This window comes from Leptospira fletcheri, from assembly GCF_004769195.1.
Taxonomy (GTDB): Bacteria; Spirochaetota; Leptospiria; order Leptospirales; family Leptospiraceae; genus Leptospira_B; species Leptospira_B fletcheri.
In genome coordinates, this window is the sequence record NZ_RQET01000004.1 from 1,281,291 (window position 1) to 1,297,500 (window position 16,210).

The 16,210-nt window shown below is 48.8% G+C and carries 16 protein-coding genes; 8 read left to right on the forward strand and 8 right to left on the reverse strand.

Features of this window, described 5'->3' with window-relative positions:
- Positions 1 to 21: 21 nt before the first annotated feature.
- The 7 genes from EHO60_RS09350 to EHO60_RS09380 form a co-directional block, all read right to left on the reverse strand.
- The gene (locus tag EHO60_RS09350) at positions 22 to 1,284 is read right to left on the reverse strand and encodes a glutamate-5-semialdehyde dehydrogenase (RefSeq protein WP_135767832.1); all 1,263 of its coding nucleotides are present in this window, start codon (positions 1,282 to 1,284) and stop codon (positions 22 to 24) included.
- Complete coding sequence (gene proB / locus EHO60_RS09355; protein WP_135767833.1) at positions 1,281 to 2,144, reverse strand: glutamate 5-kinase; 864 nt, start codon at positions 2,142 to 2,144, stop codon at positions 1,281 to 1,283. Before proB ends, EHO60_RS09350 begins: the two co-directional genes overlap by 4 nt.
- A complete protein-coding gene (gene obgE / locus EHO60_RS09360) occupies positions 2,137 to 3,192 on the reverse strand; it encodes a GTPase ObgE (RefSeq protein WP_135767834.1) in 1,056 nt (351 codons plus the stop codon). Before obgE ends, proB begins: the two co-directional genes overlap by 8 nt.
- A gap of 96 nt (positions 3,193 to 3,288) precedes the next feature.
- Positions 3,289 to 3,543 (reverse strand): 50S ribosomal protein L27, encoded by a 255-nt coding sequence (gene rpmA, locus EHO60_RS09365; protein ID WP_135767835.1) that lies wholly within the window; start codon positions 3,541 to 3,543, stop codon positions 3,289 to 3,291.
- A 3-nt stretch (positions 3,544 to 3,546) separates the two neighbouring features.
- On the reverse strand, positions 3,547 to 3,867 hold the full coding sequence (locus EHO60_RS09370; RefSeq protein ID WP_135767836.1) for a ribosomal-processing cysteine protease Prp: 321 nt from the start codon (positions 3,865 to 3,867) through the stop codon (positions 3,547 to 3,549).
- Positions 3,864 to 4,175, reverse strand: coding sequence for a 50S ribosomal protein L21 (rplU, locus tag EHO60_RS09375; RefSeq protein ID WP_135767837.1), 312 nt, complete (start codon positions 4,173 to 4,175; stop codon positions 3,864 to 3,866). The genes EHO60_RS09370 and rplU overlap by 4 nt, the downstream gene beginning before the upstream one ends.
- A gap of 132 nt (positions 4,176 to 4,307) precedes the next feature.
- Positions 4,308 to 6,695, reverse strand: a complete 2,388-nt coding sequence (locus EHO60_RS09380) for a hybrid sensor histidine kinase/response regulator (protein ID WP_135767838.1) — start codon at positions 6,693 to 6,695, stop codon at positions 4,308 to 4,310.
- Between the two features lie 139 nt (positions 6,696 to 6,834).
- Here EHO60_RS09380 and EHO60_RS09385 point away from each other — a divergent pair, with 139 nt between their 5' ends.
- The 7 genes from EHO60_RS09385 (at position 6,835) to EHO60_RS09415 (ending at position 13,008) form a co-directional block, all read left to right on the forward strand.
- Positions 6,835 to 7,692 carry a pirin family protein gene (locus tag EHO60_RS09385; protein ID WP_135767839.1) on the forward strand — a complete coding sequence of 286 codons (858 nt, stop codon included), beginning with the start codon at positions 6,835 to 6,837 and terminating at the stop codon, positions 7,690 to 7,692.
- A 105-nt stretch (positions 7,693 to 7,797) separates the two neighbouring features.
- The gene (typA, locus tag EHO60_RS09390; RefSeq protein WP_135767840.1) at positions 7,798 to 9,612 is read left to right on the forward strand and encodes a translational GTPase TypA; all 1,815 of its coding nucleotides are present in this window, start codon (positions 7,798 to 7,800) and stop codon (positions 9,610 to 9,612) included.
- A 152-nt stretch (positions 9,613 to 9,764) separates the two neighbouring features.
- Positions 9,765 to 10,238, forward strand: coding sequence for a DUF2059 domain-containing protein (locus EHO60_RS09395; RefSeq protein WP_135767841.1), 474 nt, complete (start codon positions 9,765 to 9,767; stop codon positions 10,236 to 10,238).
- Positions 10,239 to 10,639: 401 nt separating this feature from the next.
- Positions 10,640 to 11,560 carry an esterase/lipase family protein gene (locus tag EHO60_RS09400; protein WP_135767842.1) on the forward strand — a complete coding sequence of 307 codons (921 nt, stop codon included), beginning with the start codon at positions 10,640 to 10,642 and terminating at the stop codon, positions 11,558 to 11,560.
- 161 nt (positions 11,561 to 11,721) lie between these two features.
- On the forward strand, positions 11,722 to 12,147 hold the full coding sequence (locus tag EHO60_RS09405) for an SRPBCC family protein (protein WP_135767843.1): 426 nt from the start codon (positions 11,722 to 11,724) through the stop codon (positions 12,145 to 12,147).
- Positions 12,144 to 12,572, forward strand: coding sequence for an EVE domain-containing protein (locus EHO60_RS09410; protein ID WP_135767844.1), 429 nt, complete (start codon positions 12,144 to 12,146; stop codon positions 12,570 to 12,572). The genes EHO60_RS09405 and EHO60_RS09410 overlap by 4 nt, the downstream gene beginning before the upstream one ends.
- On the forward strand, positions 12,559 to 13,008 hold the full coding sequence (locus EHO60_RS09415) for a MarR family winged helix-turn-helix transcriptional regulator (RefSeq protein WP_135767845.1): 450 nt from the start codon (positions 12,559 to 12,561) through the stop codon (positions 13,006 to 13,008). Before EHO60_RS09410 ends, EHO60_RS09415 begins: the two co-directional genes overlap by 14 nt.
- 4 nt (positions 13,009 to 13,012) lie before the next feature.
- Here EHO60_RS09415 and EHO60_RS09420 read toward each other — a convergent pair whose 3' ends face one another.
- Entirely contained in the window at positions 13,013 to 13,972 is a 960-nt protein-coding gene (locus EHO60_RS09420) for an LIC12353 family lipoprotein (RefSeq protein ID WP_135767846.1), read from the reverse strand.
- Between the two features lie 73 nt (positions 13,973 to 14,045).
- Here EHO60_RS09420 and EHO60_RS09425 point away from each other — a divergent pair, with 73 nt between their 5' ends.
- Positions 14,046 to 16,208: an adenylate/guanylate cyclase domain-containing protein gene (locus tag EHO60_RS09425; RefSeq protein ID WP_246028216.1), complete on the forward strand. Its 2,163-nt coding sequence runs from the start codon at positions 14,046 to 14,048 to the stop codon at positions 16,206 to 16,208.
- Positions 16,209 to 16,210 lie beyond the last annotated feature (2 nt).

A 16,210-nucleotide genomic window follows, 5' to 3' on the forward strand; every position in this document is an offset into this window, starting at 1 on the left:
AGTTCTCTCTAGGTTTCGGAATCAACTCCGGACCTGACCTTCTCCTTCCGCGAATGTGGTCGTAGTCGTAAGGTGGACCAGGCCCATCGGTCCTCGAACATGAAGTTTGCCGGTGGAGATTCCCACTTCCGCGCCTAGTCCGAATTCCCCTCCATCATGGAATCTTGTGGAGAGATTCACGAAGAGTGCAGCCGAGTCTAAGGATTCTTTGAAGTAGTTCGCCGCTTGCAGATCCTCAGTCACGATGGCCTCCGTATGACCGGAAGAAGTTTCCGAGATAAAATGCACCGCTTCTTCGATGGTATCCACCGTTTTTACGGAGAGTCGGAGATCCAAAAATTCCTCCCAATAATTCTCGTTTTTCACCGGTTCGCCGGAAGGAAACAGAGCCAGGGAAGGAGGATCCAACAAAAGTCGGACTCCTTTCTCGGAGAGGGATTGCAACAGTTCTTTGGAATGAGGATAGCCGGAATGGAGAACCAAATTTTCGACCGCGTTGCAGACTCCCGGGCGCTGCACTTTGGAATTCAGCGCGATCGGGACCGCTTTTTTAGGGTCGGCCGTCTTATCTATGTACAGATTTACGACTCCTTTGTCGTGCTTGACCACAGGAATCAGAGAGTTTTCGGAAACGAAACGGATCAGCCCTTCGCCCCCTCTAGGAACGACCAAGTCCACGGTGCGGGTCTGTTTCAGGAAAGGGAGCATGAATTCGCGATCCGTTTGGTCCACGAAGGTGACGACGTCCGGAGAAATTCCCGCGGCAGAAATACAATCCCGAAAGATGTCGGAGAGGATACGATTCGAATGGAAAGCTTCGCTTCCTCCTCTTAAAATGCAGGAGTTCCCCGATTTGAAGGAAAGGGCTCCCACGTCTATCGTCACATTCGGTCTGGACTCGTAGATCACCATCACTACGCCTAGGGGGACTCGCTTTGTAGAGAGTCTGATTCCGTTAGGAAGAGTGAGTCCGCGGACCACTTCTCCGATCGGGTCGGGGAGGGCCTTGATTTCCAATACGGCCTTAGAGAGATTGGAGATTCTCTTTTCATCCAAGGCTAAACGATCTAGCATCGCTTCCGACAATCCCTTTTCTTTCCCTGCGGTCAGGTCCTTGGAGTTCTCCGAAAGGATTGTAGATTTTCTCGCCTGTAAGGCTTCGGCGAGTTTTTCCAAGACGGAGTTTTTTCGGAAAGTATTCAGTTTTCGTAATTCACGAGAGGCGGTCTGGGCCTTACGGCAGAGTTCCTCCACGTATTCGAGTTCGACGGATCTTTGGATCATCTGGATGTTCCTCCGTTTCTCTTGGACTGGAGGATAGACTTGATCTCCTCCTCGGAATAGGAACGGTTTTTGCCGTTTCCTCCCACCAATGTCCCCAGTCTATTCTCTTCCAAGAAACGACGCACGCAGTTTTTCTCCGCTCCGTCTATGATTCCCGTAGGGATTCCGGCCTCTTTTAGGATGGTCGCCGCCTTAAGTTTGGTGTACATCCCGCCTGTTCCCGGTCCGCTCGGGCCTCCCGCGTTTGCGAGTTCCTCCGAACCGACTTCCGGAAGATAGGAAACGGTTTTTCCTTCCCGAAGAAAACCGGAGACTCCCGTGAGGATGACGAGGATATCGGCTTCTACGATTAGACTGACCACGGCGGACAAAACGTCGTTGTCTCCGAACTTAAGTTCTTCCGTGGCGACCGAATCGTTTTCGTTCACGATCGGGAGCACCCCCCAGTCCAGGAGTTGGCGGAATGTGCTTTTCAGGTTTTTGAATCCTTCTCCCGTTTCCAGATCCAGAACTCCGAATAGGATCTGAGCGATGGGTAGGTTGACCTTGGAAAAAAAACTGTCGTAGAGATTGACGAGACGATTCTGTCCCATCGCGGCCAAGGCCTGCTTCTCGGAAAGCGAGTCTCCGGCGTTCACGATTGAGGGAAGAGTTTCCGACATTTTTCTTCCCCGTGCGATCGCGCCCGAGGAAACCACTACGACTTTTTTTCCCTGATCGCGTAGGTGGCGCACATCCGCTACCAATTGGAATAGAAAATCGTTCACTTCCTCTTCCGAGCCAGATAGTCTGGCAGAGCCGATCTTGATTACGACGGTGTTCGCGTTACGGATTTTTTCGTCCAAATCCGATCTATTCATCCTGGCCTTCCGTCGCTTGTCTTTCTTCGTCGGTTACCTTATGCTTTTCCAATTCGTGTTTAAAGAAAGTTTCGTCCATGATTTCCAGTAATCGCTCCAGATTGACCGATTCCTTTGCAGAAATCGGAATCACTTTCCCCAAGGAAGAAACGGATTCCAGAAGTTCTTTGGTGAAGTTTTGGTCTTCCCACACATCGATCTTGTTCAATACGATCAAATGGGGACGGTCTAGTAATTGTTTATTATAAGTTTCTAATTCCGCTCTTAGCATTTTGAAGTCGGATTCTATATCCAAAGCGCTGGCGTCGAAGACGTAAAGGATCCCTTTTACCCGCTCTATGTGCCTCAAAAAGGAGAGTCCGAGGCCGATCCCTTTACTCGCCCCCTCTACGATTCCCGGGATATCCGCGATCGTATACCGGTAGATATCTCCCCTTCTCTTTACCACTCCCAGATTGGGAGAAAGGGTGGTGAAGGCGTAGCCCGCGATTTTAGGATGGGCCTCCGTGATTTTGGAGAGTAGGGTGGACTTGCCTGCGTTCGGAAGTCCTACGATGCCCACATCTGCGAGCAATTTTAGGCTGAGACGAAGGTGTTTGTATTCTCCGTCTTCTCCAGGTTGGGAAAATTTCGGCGCTTGGTGAGTGGAGGATTTGAAATGGGAATTCCCTTTTCCTCCCCGTCCTCCTTTCGCTACGCAGAATTCCAATTCGTCGGCGATGAAGTCGAAAAGAAGTTCACCGCTGTCTTCGTCGTAAATTTGGGTTCCTAGGGGAACGAAAAGAATCAGGTCTTCGCCTTTCTTTCCGGAGCGGTTGTTTCCTTCTCCCGGAAATCCCTCCATAGCCCGGAACTTTCTTTTCGTAAGATACCGGTCCAAGGTGATCATGGAAAGGTTCGTTCGGAATAAGACGTCTCCTCCTATTCCTCCGTCACCTCCATCGGGTCCGCCGAACTCTACATATTTCTCGTGACGAAAATGCATGGAACCGGCTCCGCCGTGGCCCGCAGTCACCTCGATTACGATTTCGTCTACGAACTTTTCCATTTTGGTTTATCGTCCTGAAACAGAAAAAGAAAGGCTCGAGGAGGATTCCTCAGCGGCCTTTCTTTTCAAAATCTCCTAATGGTATAGGAGCTGGCTTTATTCCGGATAAACCGAAACTTGCATTTTGGTCTTGGTGACCTGCTCGAATTTCACTCTACCATGGACCAAGGAGAAAAGAGTATGATCTTTTCCTAATCCGACATTTTTTCCGGCCTGGAGCCTGGTGCCTCTTTGGCGAACCAGAATATTCCCGGCCAGAACCAGCTCTCCACCGAAACGTTTGACGCCGAGACGCTTGGATTGGGAATCCCGTCCGTTTTTCGAAGAACCGCCACCTTTCTTATGTGCCATCGTCTATTCTCCTATGAGTTCTATTTCAGAGGGATATTGTTCCCTCAAATTTTCCAGTCCGTCCCTTACGAAATCGAAGTTTGCTCGGACATGAAGATCTGTCTCGTAACCGGAGCGGATCTCGAATTTCAAGAAACCGTCCCGGATTTCCGCGGATTCCGCCTTTCCTTCCTTCCAGAGATGGAGGTATAAGGATTGGACCAGAGTTCCGACCGCCGCGCAGAGTAGATTGGATCCTTTGGCGCCCTGTCGAGTCGATGCGTGTCCGACCGATTCAAGGCCCTGAAACCCTTCTCCCTTTCGGAGGATTTTTACTCGGATCAAACCGCCGAGAGGGAAACTACCTTTAGTTTCTGGAGCTGTTGTCTGTGGCCCCAGGTTCTTTGGGAGTTCTTGCGCTTTTTATAAATATATCCGCGGATTTTTTCGCCTTTGACGTCATCCACGACCTTCAAGGAGACCTTAGCGGATTTCAGATCGGGAGAACCGATATGAACCTTGTTGTTCTCCGCGAACAGTAAAACCTTAGCATCGAAGGTGTCTCCGGGTTTTTTTCCGGTTTTTTCCGTCAGGAATTCAGAATCCTGGGTTACTTTAAATTGTCGATTCCCGACAGATATGATCGCGAACATCGTATTCTAGGCCTAGTTGTCTCGATTTTTGACCAGTTTGGTGTGAAGAGATCTCCTGTCAAGTTGCTTCAGTAGGCCTAGTTGTCTCGATTTTTGACCAGTTTTGTGTAGCGGAATCCCTGCCTTGGTGCTTCAGGCCGATTTTTGGATCCAATATTCGATCCTTTCCCGTAAAACGGCAGGGTCTATCGGTTTGGATAGAAAATCGTCCATACCGGCTTCGTAACTGAGTTGTTCGAATTCCTTCATCACATGGGCGGTCAAGGCGATGATGATCGGGGCTTTTCCCCCTTTCGAATCGTTTCTGATCCTTCTCGTGGTTTCGAAACCGTCTAACCCGGGCATTTCCAGATCCATTAAGATGACCGAAAATTCCTTTTTGCCCAACCATTCCAGCGCTTCCTTTCCCCCCGAGGCAATGGTCACTGAATGGCCGATTTTTTTTAGGATCCGTTCCACGATGATTTGGTTGGCCGCATTGTCGTCCACAACCAGAATCTCGGTTTCCTTAGGAGGAGGCGGGATCGGTTCCGTGTTTTTTTCGGAATTTTTTCCAGATGTAGAGGAAGGGATCGTAAATGTAAATTCCGTCCAAGCTCCGGGTTTGCTTTTCACGGAAATCGTACCGGCAAGCAATTCCGTCAAACGTCTGGAAATCGCCAATCCGAGACCGGTGCCTCCATAGGCTCTCGTGATGGAATTGTCCCCTTGCGTGAACGGTTGAAAAAGGTGAGGGATGCGATTCTCCGGAATTCCGATCCCGGTATCCCTCACGGAAAATTCCAGGAGTACGGAATCGGGGCTTTTTTCCTGAACACGGACGGACAATCGAATTTCTCCCTGAACAGTAAATTTGGAGGAATTCCCGAGAAGGTTCAACAGAATCTGGGCCAAGCGGGTCTTGTCGGTATGAATGAACTCGGGAACTTCGGGGGATTGGTCCAGTTTCAGGATGATCCCTTTTTCCTCGGTTCGGAGGCGGATAATTCCGAGTATTTCCGATAGGAAATCGTCGGTACGGAAGGACTCGTAGACCAGGTCCAGTTTTCCGGATTCGATTCGGGAAAGGTCTAGGATATCGTTGATGATCGTGAGTAAATTATCGGCTCCGGCCGCAATGATGCCTAGGGTTTCCTTTTTTTCCCCAGGAGGCTCGGATTCCAGGAGCATTTTAGACATCGCTAATATTCCGTTCATGGGAGTCCTGATTTCGTGGCTCATATGGGCGAGAAATCTGGATTTTTGAAGGTTTGCCTCCTCGGCTTCTTCCTTAGCGATTTCCAGGTCCTTCGTTTTGGCTGCGATTCTTTCCTCGAGGGTTTCATTTTGGGCCAGAATCATCCGCTGCTTCTCTTCCTTGAGCGAATTGATGCTGTCGGCAAGTCCGAAGGAAAGCAGAGTAACCTCCAGGGTAGTGCCTACATGAATCGCGTATTCGCCTAACATAACGGAATCGAATACTCCTAACCTTTGGAGCGAGGTGAGAAAAATCGCGGCCTCCATAGAGATCCAGGCGAGCAAAAAGAATCCGGCGGGTTTGTATCCTTGCAGGCGTCTTGTCAGTCCGATTCCGATCAACAGGATCGGATGTACCAGGCCTATGAAAACGGAGACCAAAGAGGAGAAACGGATCGGCGCAAAGATGGAGGCGACTCCGAAAATGAGGGTGGATGCCGCGAAGATTTTCAGGATCCGGTTTCCGAAGGAACGTTCGTCAAGGCGGAGATACTGCCGACTGAAAAGAGCCGAAGCGCAGAACGCGAAAAGGGAAAGAACGTTCGTAGAGACGTTCCCCCATGTCGGAAATTCGCCCCAAAGGAATCGATTCGCAAGACCGTTAAAGCTGATCTGGGTCAGAAAAACGAAGACGAGATAGATTACGTAATACAAATAGTCCAGTTCTCTAATGGAAGTGAACAGGAAGAAATTGTACAGTATCATGATCAGTATGCACCCGTAAAAGAATCCGAGCGCTAACGTTTCCGCTGTACTTTTTTCCAGATAGATTCTAGTGGGGCTGACGACGAGGGGAATGCTCATCGGCCCGTCATTGGTATAACGCAGGTAGTAATCTTTGGTTTCCCCCGATTCGAAGTCGGTTTTGAACGCGAAATACCTGTGCTTTACATCCCGAGTATGGAAGGGTAGGGTATCTCCCGTAACGATGGAGCGCAGGATTTTTCCCTTTTCGGTTTCGTAAAAAACGATCCGATCCGAATAAGGAAATTCGGAAACGATCAGATATTCCTGACCAATACGGTTCTCGTTTTGGAGGGAGAAGCGGACCCATACCGCCGAATTCGTATAGCCTAAATGAAGATTTTTCCTGCGGTTGGGTCGGAAGGAAGGAGAAGTCCGGAGAATATCCTGCAAATCCAGTTTGCCGGTTTCATCCTGAAAATATTCCATCCGATCGGATATGCTTTGGGATTCTTCTCTACCCAGTAGTAAGGGTTCGGAAAAAAGGGAGCTTCCCGCTAAAAAGAGAAAAATACAGGCGGAAAAGAAAAATTTATGCATTCGCAGGGAGCCATAATAATTGACTTCAAAAAACTTCAAACTAGAACAGAGCGACGGATGAAAGAACACGGACCGGAATGCGAAGGAAATCCCACTTTCGAACCGTGTCAACGAATTCACGACTTGTCTAAGAATTGATATGAAATACCTTACCGGAAAATTAAAGGATCTGGGCGACGGATTTACGGTTCGCAGGATTCTACCGAATCTCGAAGCTCGGGCCGTCGGCCCTTTCGTTTTTCTAGATCATATGGGACCGGTTTCTCTGAAGACCGGAGAAGAATTGCTCGTTCGGTCCCATCCTCACATCGGTTTGTCCACAGTTACGTATCTTTACGACGGTGTCGTATTGCATAAGGATACTCTAGGAACTCGGCAAATCATTCGGCCGTACGAAGTCAATTGGATGACCGCCGGTTCAGGAATCGCTCATAGTGAGCATTCCCAGCCGGATCCGGAGTACCAGATCCTAGAGGGGATCCAGACCTGGGCGGCTTTGCCCCAGGAATTCGAGGAGACTCCGCCCGAATTTTTTCATTACGGAAGAGATGAATTTCCGGAATTGAGCGGAGGAGGTTGGGAACTGAGGCTGATTGCCGGGGCCTTTTTGGGAGAGGTTTCTCCCGTAAAAACATATTCCCCTTTGTTCTATGCAGATTTCGAGATCGAACCGGGAGCGGAAGTGGAACTTCCCGTTCCTTCCAACCAAGAGGCAGCGGTTTACGTCGCCAGAGGGGGTCTAGATGCGGAAGGAAGGATCGTAGGAGTCGGGGAAATGGCTGTCTATCCTTTGGGCGGATCCATCAAGTTCCGTGCGGAAACGAGCACTCGGGCCATTCTTTTGGGTGGAGAGCCTTTGCCCGAAAGGAAACACCTCTGGTGGAATTTCGTGTCCAGTTCCTTGGAAAGAATAGAACGGGCCAAAAAGGAATGGAAGGAGGATCGCTTTGGAACGGTCCCGGGAGAGACGGATCGTATTCCTCTTCCCGAAATCTGATCGGTTTTTGTTCCTGCGATTTGTTTCTAAAACGTAATGTACAAAGCGTCGAAGGCCTAAATCGACCTTGCCACCCTGGCCCCTCGGGAAATTTTGGTTTTTAGCATGGAAATCCGCAATATCGCCATTATCGCACACGTAGACCACGGAAAGACGACTCTCCTGGATGGGATCCTCAGGCAGACCGGAGCCGTCACCGCCAAGGAAGATGGTGAGAGGATCATGGACCACAACGACCTGGAAAGGGAGAAAGGGATCACGATCAAAGCCAAAAATACGGCGGTGATTTATAAGGGTACGCGGATCAATATCGTGGACACTCCGGGTCACGCGGACTTCGGCGGGGAAGTAGAGCGCGTGCTCTCTACCGCGGATTCCTGCCTATTGCTCGTGGACGCTTTCGACGGACCCATGCCCCAAACTCGTTTCGTACTCGGCAAGTCCCTGCAATTAGGGCATAAGCCGATTTTGGTCATCAATAAGATAGACAGGGACGGAGCGAGACCTTCCGCGGTTGTAGATATGGCCTTCGATCTGTTCAGCGATTTAGGCGCCAGCGACGAACAATTGGATTTTCCTATCATCTACGCTTCCGCAAAACAAGGCTGGGCGGTAGGTAAACTGGAGGATGCTCCGGGTAAGGATCTGGATCCTCTTTTGGATATGGTTCTGAAGCACGTTCCTCCCGTTAAAGCGAATGCGGAAGCGCCTCTCCAATTCCAAGTCACTTCCCTCGACTACAACGATTATGTGGGAAGGATCGCGATCGGAAAGATCTATAACGGAAATCTCCAAAAAGGGATGAACGTCGTCCAGCTTTCCCCCAAAAAGAACGGACGGGACGAAGCCCAAATATTAAAAGTTACGAAATTATATAATTTTGAAGGTTTGAAAAGAAACGAAATCGATACCGCCGAAGCGGGGGACATCGTGGCAATTGCCGGACTTCCCGACGTGTTTATCGGGGACACGGTTTGCGAGCCCGGAAAACCGGCGCCCATGCCTGCGATAGAGGTGGAAGAACCTACCGTGTCCATGTATTTCATGGTCAACAACTCTCCGTTTGCCAGTAAGGAAGGAAAGTTCGTAACCACTCGGAATATCCGGGAAAGGTTGGATCGGGAGTTGGAAACGAACGTAGCAATGCGTTTGGAGGAGACCGACGACAAGGATCGATTTAAGATTTTGGGTAGGGGAGAACTCCACCTCTCCGTATTGATCGAAACTATGCGCAGAGAAGGATTCGAACTCCAGGTCTCCCGTCCGGAAGTGATCATTAAAAAGGGAGAAAACGGGGAAAAGCTGGAACCCTATGAATATCTGGTGATGGATCTGCCGGACCAGTTTACCGGGAGTATCATCGCCGAACTGAATCGACGGAAAGGCGAGCTTCAGTTGATGGAGGCTCATCCTTCCGGAATGACTCGGGTGGAATTCGTGATCCCGACCAGAGGCATTATCGGCTTCCGCGGATATTTCGTGACCGAAACCAAGGGAGAAGGCGTCATGTCCAGCCGCTATCTCCGCTTCGACATCTATAAGGGAGAAATTCCCGGTCGTAAAAACGGAGCCCTCATTTCCATGGACTCGGGAGAAACCACCGGTTACGCGCTGTGGAAGATCCAGGAACGGGGCGAACTTCTGATCGACCCGCAAACCTCAGTGTATCCGGGAATGATCATAGGCATCCACTCCAGGGAAAACGATCTGGAAGTGAATCCGGTTCGCGAAAAGAAATTGACCAACGTTCGCTCTTCTGGCGCGGACGAAGCGATCCGTCTCGTTCCTCCTCGTAGGTTCAGTCTGGAGCAGAATATAGAATTCTTGGACGACGACGAATTGTTGGAAGTCACCCCCATGAGCATGAGGCTGCGTAAAAAGATCCTAGATCCGAATATGCGCAAACGTGCGGGACGCTAAAAGCCGGAAAAAAAGACTTCATCGCAGGAGTTTTCGGAAAATTTCCCGGATTTTTTTCCTCTAGAAAAAACGGTTCTTCGTTCGGTATCGACGAAACGGCTTTACTTTCTCTCCGCTTTGGGTCATTCTGAAGGGATGGCCGGAGTAAGAACATGAATCGTCGTTTGTCTTCCTGGATCGTTTTTTCTCTTTTTCTTACCGTCCCTATCTTCTCTGAAGACATCAAGAAAGAGGAGATCCGCCGACTTTTGATTTCCTCCGGTTCGGAGAAGATGGGCGTTTTGGTGGTCGGCCAGATGATTTCCCGTTTCAAGCAACTGATGCCCCAGATTCCGGAGGAATTCTGGGAAGACTTCCGGAAAGAACTTCATGGAGAGGATATGGTCGAACTGATCGTTCCGATTTACGATAAGTATTTTACGATCGAAGAAATCCGGGAGATCACCGCATTTTACAATTCGCCGGTGGGTAAAAAACTTTTGGAAAAGAATCCTCAAATCACCCAGGAATCCATGCAAGTGGGAGAAATTTGGGGGAAGAAAATCGCCGAAAAAGTCCTCCAAAAGCTGAAGTCTCGCGGACTTCTCCCTTCTGACCCAAAGCAACAAACCCGCCTGGATATCTAAAAGGCGGCTCTATCCCTTTCAAAAACATCCGTTTCCTCTATCAAAAAACGGAAACTAGATCGTCCCTTCTAGGGTTTTCTGTCTGTGGAAGTATAACGATCGATTGATATATAAAAATTTTTTGCCTATTTTCTTTCTTCTCATTCACAATCTTTTCTTGACCTTTTAGAACAGGAATGGTATTGCAATCCATAGAGTCTACTTGCCGAGCAGTGTTCGGTAAGGATGAGCCAAAGGGAATTTATATATAACAAACGTATGAAATAAAATTCTGATTGTTTTCGAACAATTGATCGCAATTGAAAAATAAATCAGGAAGTCTTTCCCCTCCTTTCGGTTCTGGCCGAGGAAACGGAGGGCTTCCATATAGTGATGAATAGTAAAGAGAAGAGGTTAAAAAAATGTCTAGAGTGTTGAGGATTTGGATTATCGGACTGACTCTGCTAATTTCCGGAGCGGTCCAAGCTTCCGGCGGCGGTTCTTCCAGCAAACCTTTGGCGGGAAGTTATCCCATCGTGTTGGCTCATGGCTTGTTCGGATGGGGAAAAGCCACGGGAGTGGTGGACTATTGGGGTGGAAATGCGGCTTATCTCCAATCCCAAGGAGCCACAGTTATTACACCCAGCGTCACCGCTACCGGTTCTTCTTCGCAAAGAGCCGTCCAATTAAAGACGGCTATTCAAACAGCGATGGCGGCTGCGAATTACACCGGTAAGGTGCATATTATCGGGCATTCCCAAGGCGGTATGGACGCGAGATACCTGGTTTCTAACCTAGGATTTTCGGGAAACGTAGCGACTCTGACCACACTAAACACACCGCATTACGGTAGTCCGGTTGCCAATGTAGTTTTGGCCGTGATTCCTAGTTGGGCTCTCCCTTATGTAGGAACCGTCCTGAATGCAGTCGTTGGGTTCGTGTACGGCCAGTCCAACGAAAACGCGGTTGCGGCTTTGAAACTTTTAACCACGGACGGCGCCGCGGCGTTTAACAGTTCCACTCCAAATGCATCGGGAGTAAAATATTATTCCTTCGGTTCCACGATTACCATTCCGGATCTGATCCAGCACCCGGCAATGGGATTGATCTATCCGATCTGCGCAATCGGGGCTCCTTTTTACGGACAGAGCGTGAGCAACGACGGAGTGGTGCCGGCTTCTTCTCAACAATGGGGAAGCTGGAAAGGGGGACCTTCTTATCCGATTACCACTACCGGAATCGATCACTTGGAGGCTACGAACGCTTTGTACTTGGGTCAAGCATGGTACGATACGAACGGCTATTTCCTGAAAATGGCATCCAACGCAAAAAGTAACCAATAAACCGAACTGGTTTCCGATCTTAGTGGGGCGCTTTCCGCAAGGGGGCGCCTTTTTTATTTCTTTTTTCCCAAAAAAACGGTCTTTAGATAGTAAAATGCTTGATAGTAAGTATACATATTATATACATATATATTATAAGTTTGCTTATTAACGGAGGGAATATGTGGGAATTCAAGTATGATACGAAAGTGGACGGGGTATCTGCGGAGGAGCTTTGGAAGGCCAGGGCGGACGTGGCAAATTGGCCCAAGTGGGATGAGGGCCTACTTTGGACTAAGATCGAAGGCCCTGTGGTCGTTGGAACGGTATTCGATCTGAAGCCAAAGGATGGACCCAAAGTAAAAGTGAGGATTACGGAAGCGGAATCTCCTTTTATCCTCGGAGACGAAACCAGTTTGCCGGGGGCCAAAATGAAGTTTCTACATTTCTTCCGGGATGTAAAAGGCGGAACAGAAGTAAAAGTGGAATTGAGCATTCGGGGACCGTTAGGTTTTCTGTGGAAGAAGATCATCGGAGAGGAGCAGGCGAGGAATATGGAGACGGAGATCCGTACGTTTGCCGATTTCGTAAAGAAGGCCAAGAAATGAATCGCTATTGGATCGTAGTGGCCTCTCGGGATCACGCGCAAAACGGGAAGGAAAACGGAATCATTCAGGCTTGCCACGGGAAAAAGGGGCCTCTTGCGCGCATGAGGCAGGGAGATTGGGTTCTGGTATATTCCTCCAAAGAAAAATTTGGGGAAAAGGAATTTTGTCGGAAATTTACCGCGATCGGAAGGATCAAGGACGACGAGGTGTTTTCGTTTCCTATGAGTGCGGACTTCATTCCGTTTCGGAGAAAGGTTTCTTTTCTTCCTTCGCAGGATGCGGAGATACTTCCTCTTGTCCAGGATTTGGATTTTATTCGAAATAAAAAATCCTGGGGTTTTCCTTTCCGTTTCGGAATCTTGGAAATCGGATCGACGGATTTCGAAAGGATTGCCGAGCGGATGGGTGCAGATGTCAAAGGATGAAGTTTTTGGATTCGATAAAGCCGAGGATAGCCCCGGCTTTTTGCTTTGGCAGGTTTCCAATCTTTGGCAGAGGGAGATCCGAAAAATACTGGAGCCTTTGGATCTCACTCATGCACAGTTCGTGGTTTTGGCGGTCACATATTGGTTGGAATGTTCGGGGGTGGAAACCACTCAAATCAGAATTTCCGACCAGGCAAAGACGGACCCGATGAGCACTTCCACTGCGCTCCGGACTCTAGAAGGAAAGAAAATGGTCAGTCGGTTCGCCCATGATTCGGATACCAGAGCTAAGCTGGTACGAGTCACTTCGGAAGGGAAAAATTTATTGAAGGTTGCCGTACAGAAAGTCGAGGCATTTGACGAACGTTTTTTTGCACCTTTAGGAAATCGTCGCAAAGATTTCCTAAAGGGATTGCAAGGCCTTTGCGACGTCTGAACGTTTATTTGTTCTTGATCTTTTCCAATTCACGGATCAGTTCTTCTTTAGAGACGTTCGGATCCTGCTTTAATCTGCGGATCAATTCTTCCGCTCCTTGTTTTTGTGAGGCAGCCTTTTGATCCACGGATCCGACCAAAAGGATCGGATCTAAAGGAGAGGGGGAGACACCGGTTTTCGGTTGGATTTCCACCACTGCTAAATGTTCGAAAACTTCCGCTACGGTTCCCGGAATGTTTCCGACGATTACCGGCATATCTACGGAAAGGTCGTCCGTCGTGGAGAAAAATCCGAGCACGTATTTTCGCCCTTCTTTTCCGGGATACATTTCCGGGGAAAGTTCGTAAAATAGGACTCCGGCGGTCTCGTTGTCGAAATTCTTTCTGCTTCTTCCCAGATTGACGTTGATTCTTCCGATTAAAGGAGAACCTATCCTCCTGTACGATTCCCCGTCGGAAAACCGAATGACGTTCATGTTTGCGGAAATCTCGGCGCTCCTTCCCGAAGCATCCGTCAGGATATGTCCGACTTCCTTGACTTTGACAAAAGGGCCGAAGGATTTGACGTCCCAATGTTTCGGGTCGCTGGTGTTTTTTCCCGAATAAAGTCTATTCAATTCTTTGAATATAGATTCGAAGAATAATAATTCATGACCGCTCGTGACCAGTTTGCCGGATCTCAGCTTGATTTCTTCCCTATTTTCGCTCAGTCTAAATTGCAGTCGAACGAGGGTTTTATTTACGAACTCCAATTCCTCTCTTGCGTTTTTCCGAATCCAAAGCGTCTGGATTTTGAGGCGGTTTTCTTTACTCCAATTAAGCGATTGATCGCTCACATAAAAACCCGCGATTTCCGGAATGGCAGGAGTCGGCTTTCCGCGTAAACGATCTCCGCAGCCGTTCGAGAAAAGTAAGATACATAGGAGCGGAGCAGAACAAGAAATTCGGGAAATCCTTTTTTTCATGTGAAAGAGAATCGGAGATAGGAGGCATTGGTAAAGGAAAAAAAGAAAGACCCGTTCGTTCGGAACAATTCTCTTGACGTACCGCCTTTTCGATTATGCTTATATCACTGAGGGGAACGTAACGTTGAAACGAATCATCGAATTCAGTCGCCTTTCGGCGATTCGATTCTTTTTCTTCCTGTCCATTCTCGGACCGTTCCTTTTTTTTGCCTCTGCCTGTTCCCGGCAAACCGAGGAAAGGCCGAAGGTCTCGAACGGAATTCTAGATCTTAGAGATTGGGATTTTCAACGACATCCGCTTCTGGATCTTACCGGAGATTGGGAGTATTATCCTGACAGATTGGCTTCCGATGGAAATGCGGAAGAAAAAAAATCCCTCTTTGCGGTTCCGGGCGTTTGGATGGGCTCGGGTTACGCTACGATGAAACTCGAAATCCTTCTTCCGAAGAACACTCCGAGTCTCGCGTTTTATTCCAAGGGTCAGGCAACAGCATTCGATCTTTACGTGAACGGAACTAAGGTTCTGAAGTCAGGAATCGTAGGCAGGGATCCGGCTTCCAGCGTTCCCGAGAGCAGGAGCTCGTTCGGCGAATGGAATTCCTTGGGAGTTTCGACCGCGAAAGTAACATTAGAAATTTCTAATTTTCATCATAGATTCGGAGGTCTTTGGTACGGGATCCGGTTCGGCGAATCCTCCGCGTTAAGAGAAGAAGTGACCAGGTTCCGGGACATGGATTGGTTTTTGGGAGGCATTTTCTTTTTGACCTTCCTGTACCATATCGGATTGTTTTTGATTCGGAGGCAGGACCTTTCTCCTTTGCCTTTCGGGCTGTTTTGCTTCACTCTATTCGTTAGGATTTTGGTGACCGAGGATAAGATTCTGCTCTCTTATTTTCCATCCTTCGGTTATCTGACTTCGATGAGATTGGAATATCTCACGTTCTATCTCTCTCTTCCTTTAGGTCTTCATTATCTCAGAAGCATTTATCCCGATCTTTTCCCCCGGGTTTGGATGGGAAGTTTTTACGGTCTCGGTCTGGTTTTTTCGATCGGTGCATTTCTGCCTTTTCCGGAGGCATCGAAGGCGATTCCGTATTACCAGGCATCCATGTTTGCGTCCATCATTCTCGTCGTTTACGTTCTGGGATTGGCCGTTTGGAAGCGCAAACCGTACGCGATCCCTCTGATGGTCGGCTATTCGATCCTTTCCACGGCGGGGGTGATCGAAGTGCTTTCCGCCCACCAAATCCTCAAAACCCGTTCCTTTTTGCCCTTAGGGTTGCTCGTGCTGGTGATGATAGAGACCTTCGTTCTCTCTTTTCGTTACGGGGATTTGTATCGCGAAAAGGAAGCGTTGGCGGAAGAGTTGCGTCGGATCAATTCCACTTATAGCAGTTTCGTTCCGCGCAAGTTTTTAGGTCTACTCGACAAACGTAGCTTTGCGGAGTTGAAGCCGGGCGATCAGGTAAGGCGGGAAGTGACCATTCTATTTTCCGATATCCGATCCTTTACGGAAATTTCCGAAAGCATGAATGCGGAGGAAAATTTCGAGTTTCTGAATACGTATCTAGGCAGAATGGAACCCGTCATTCGGACCAACCGCGGCTTTGTGGAGAAATATTTCGGAGACGGGATTATGGCCCTATTTTCGGAATCTCCGGATGATGCGGTGCTCGCGGCGATTCAGATGCAAAAAGAAATCCTCGTATACAATCGTCAAAGATTGGCGGAAGGCCGTCGCCCCATTCGGGTCGGAATCGGAATCCATACCGGATCATCGATCTTGGGATTGATCGGAGCCGAGGGAAGAATGGATAGCACCGTTATTTCCGAGGCGGTTCATGTGACTGCGCGGTTGGAGGTCTTGACCAAATTTTACGGCACTGGAATCCTTTTGAGCCAAGACACCTATTCGAGTCTGAAGAACAGGGAACGATTTTTGAGTCGAAAACTGGATCGGATTCCGATCAAAGGAAAGAAAGAAGAGGTTTTTATCTACGAGATCGGAGATTATCTGAGCGAAGCGGAACAAGAGGCGTTTCGGAATTCCAAGACGGTTTTTGAAAAAGGTGTCGATGCGTTTCTTTCCGGTCGATTTATGGATGCCGGCGAAACTTTTCGGGAGGCGCTCCGAGTGTATCCCGGAGACAAGACCTCCCTTTTGTATTTAAAGAGGTGCACGGAGCAAATGCCGGTCGTCGGCGGCAGGCACAATCCGGATTCCGATCCGATTTGAGC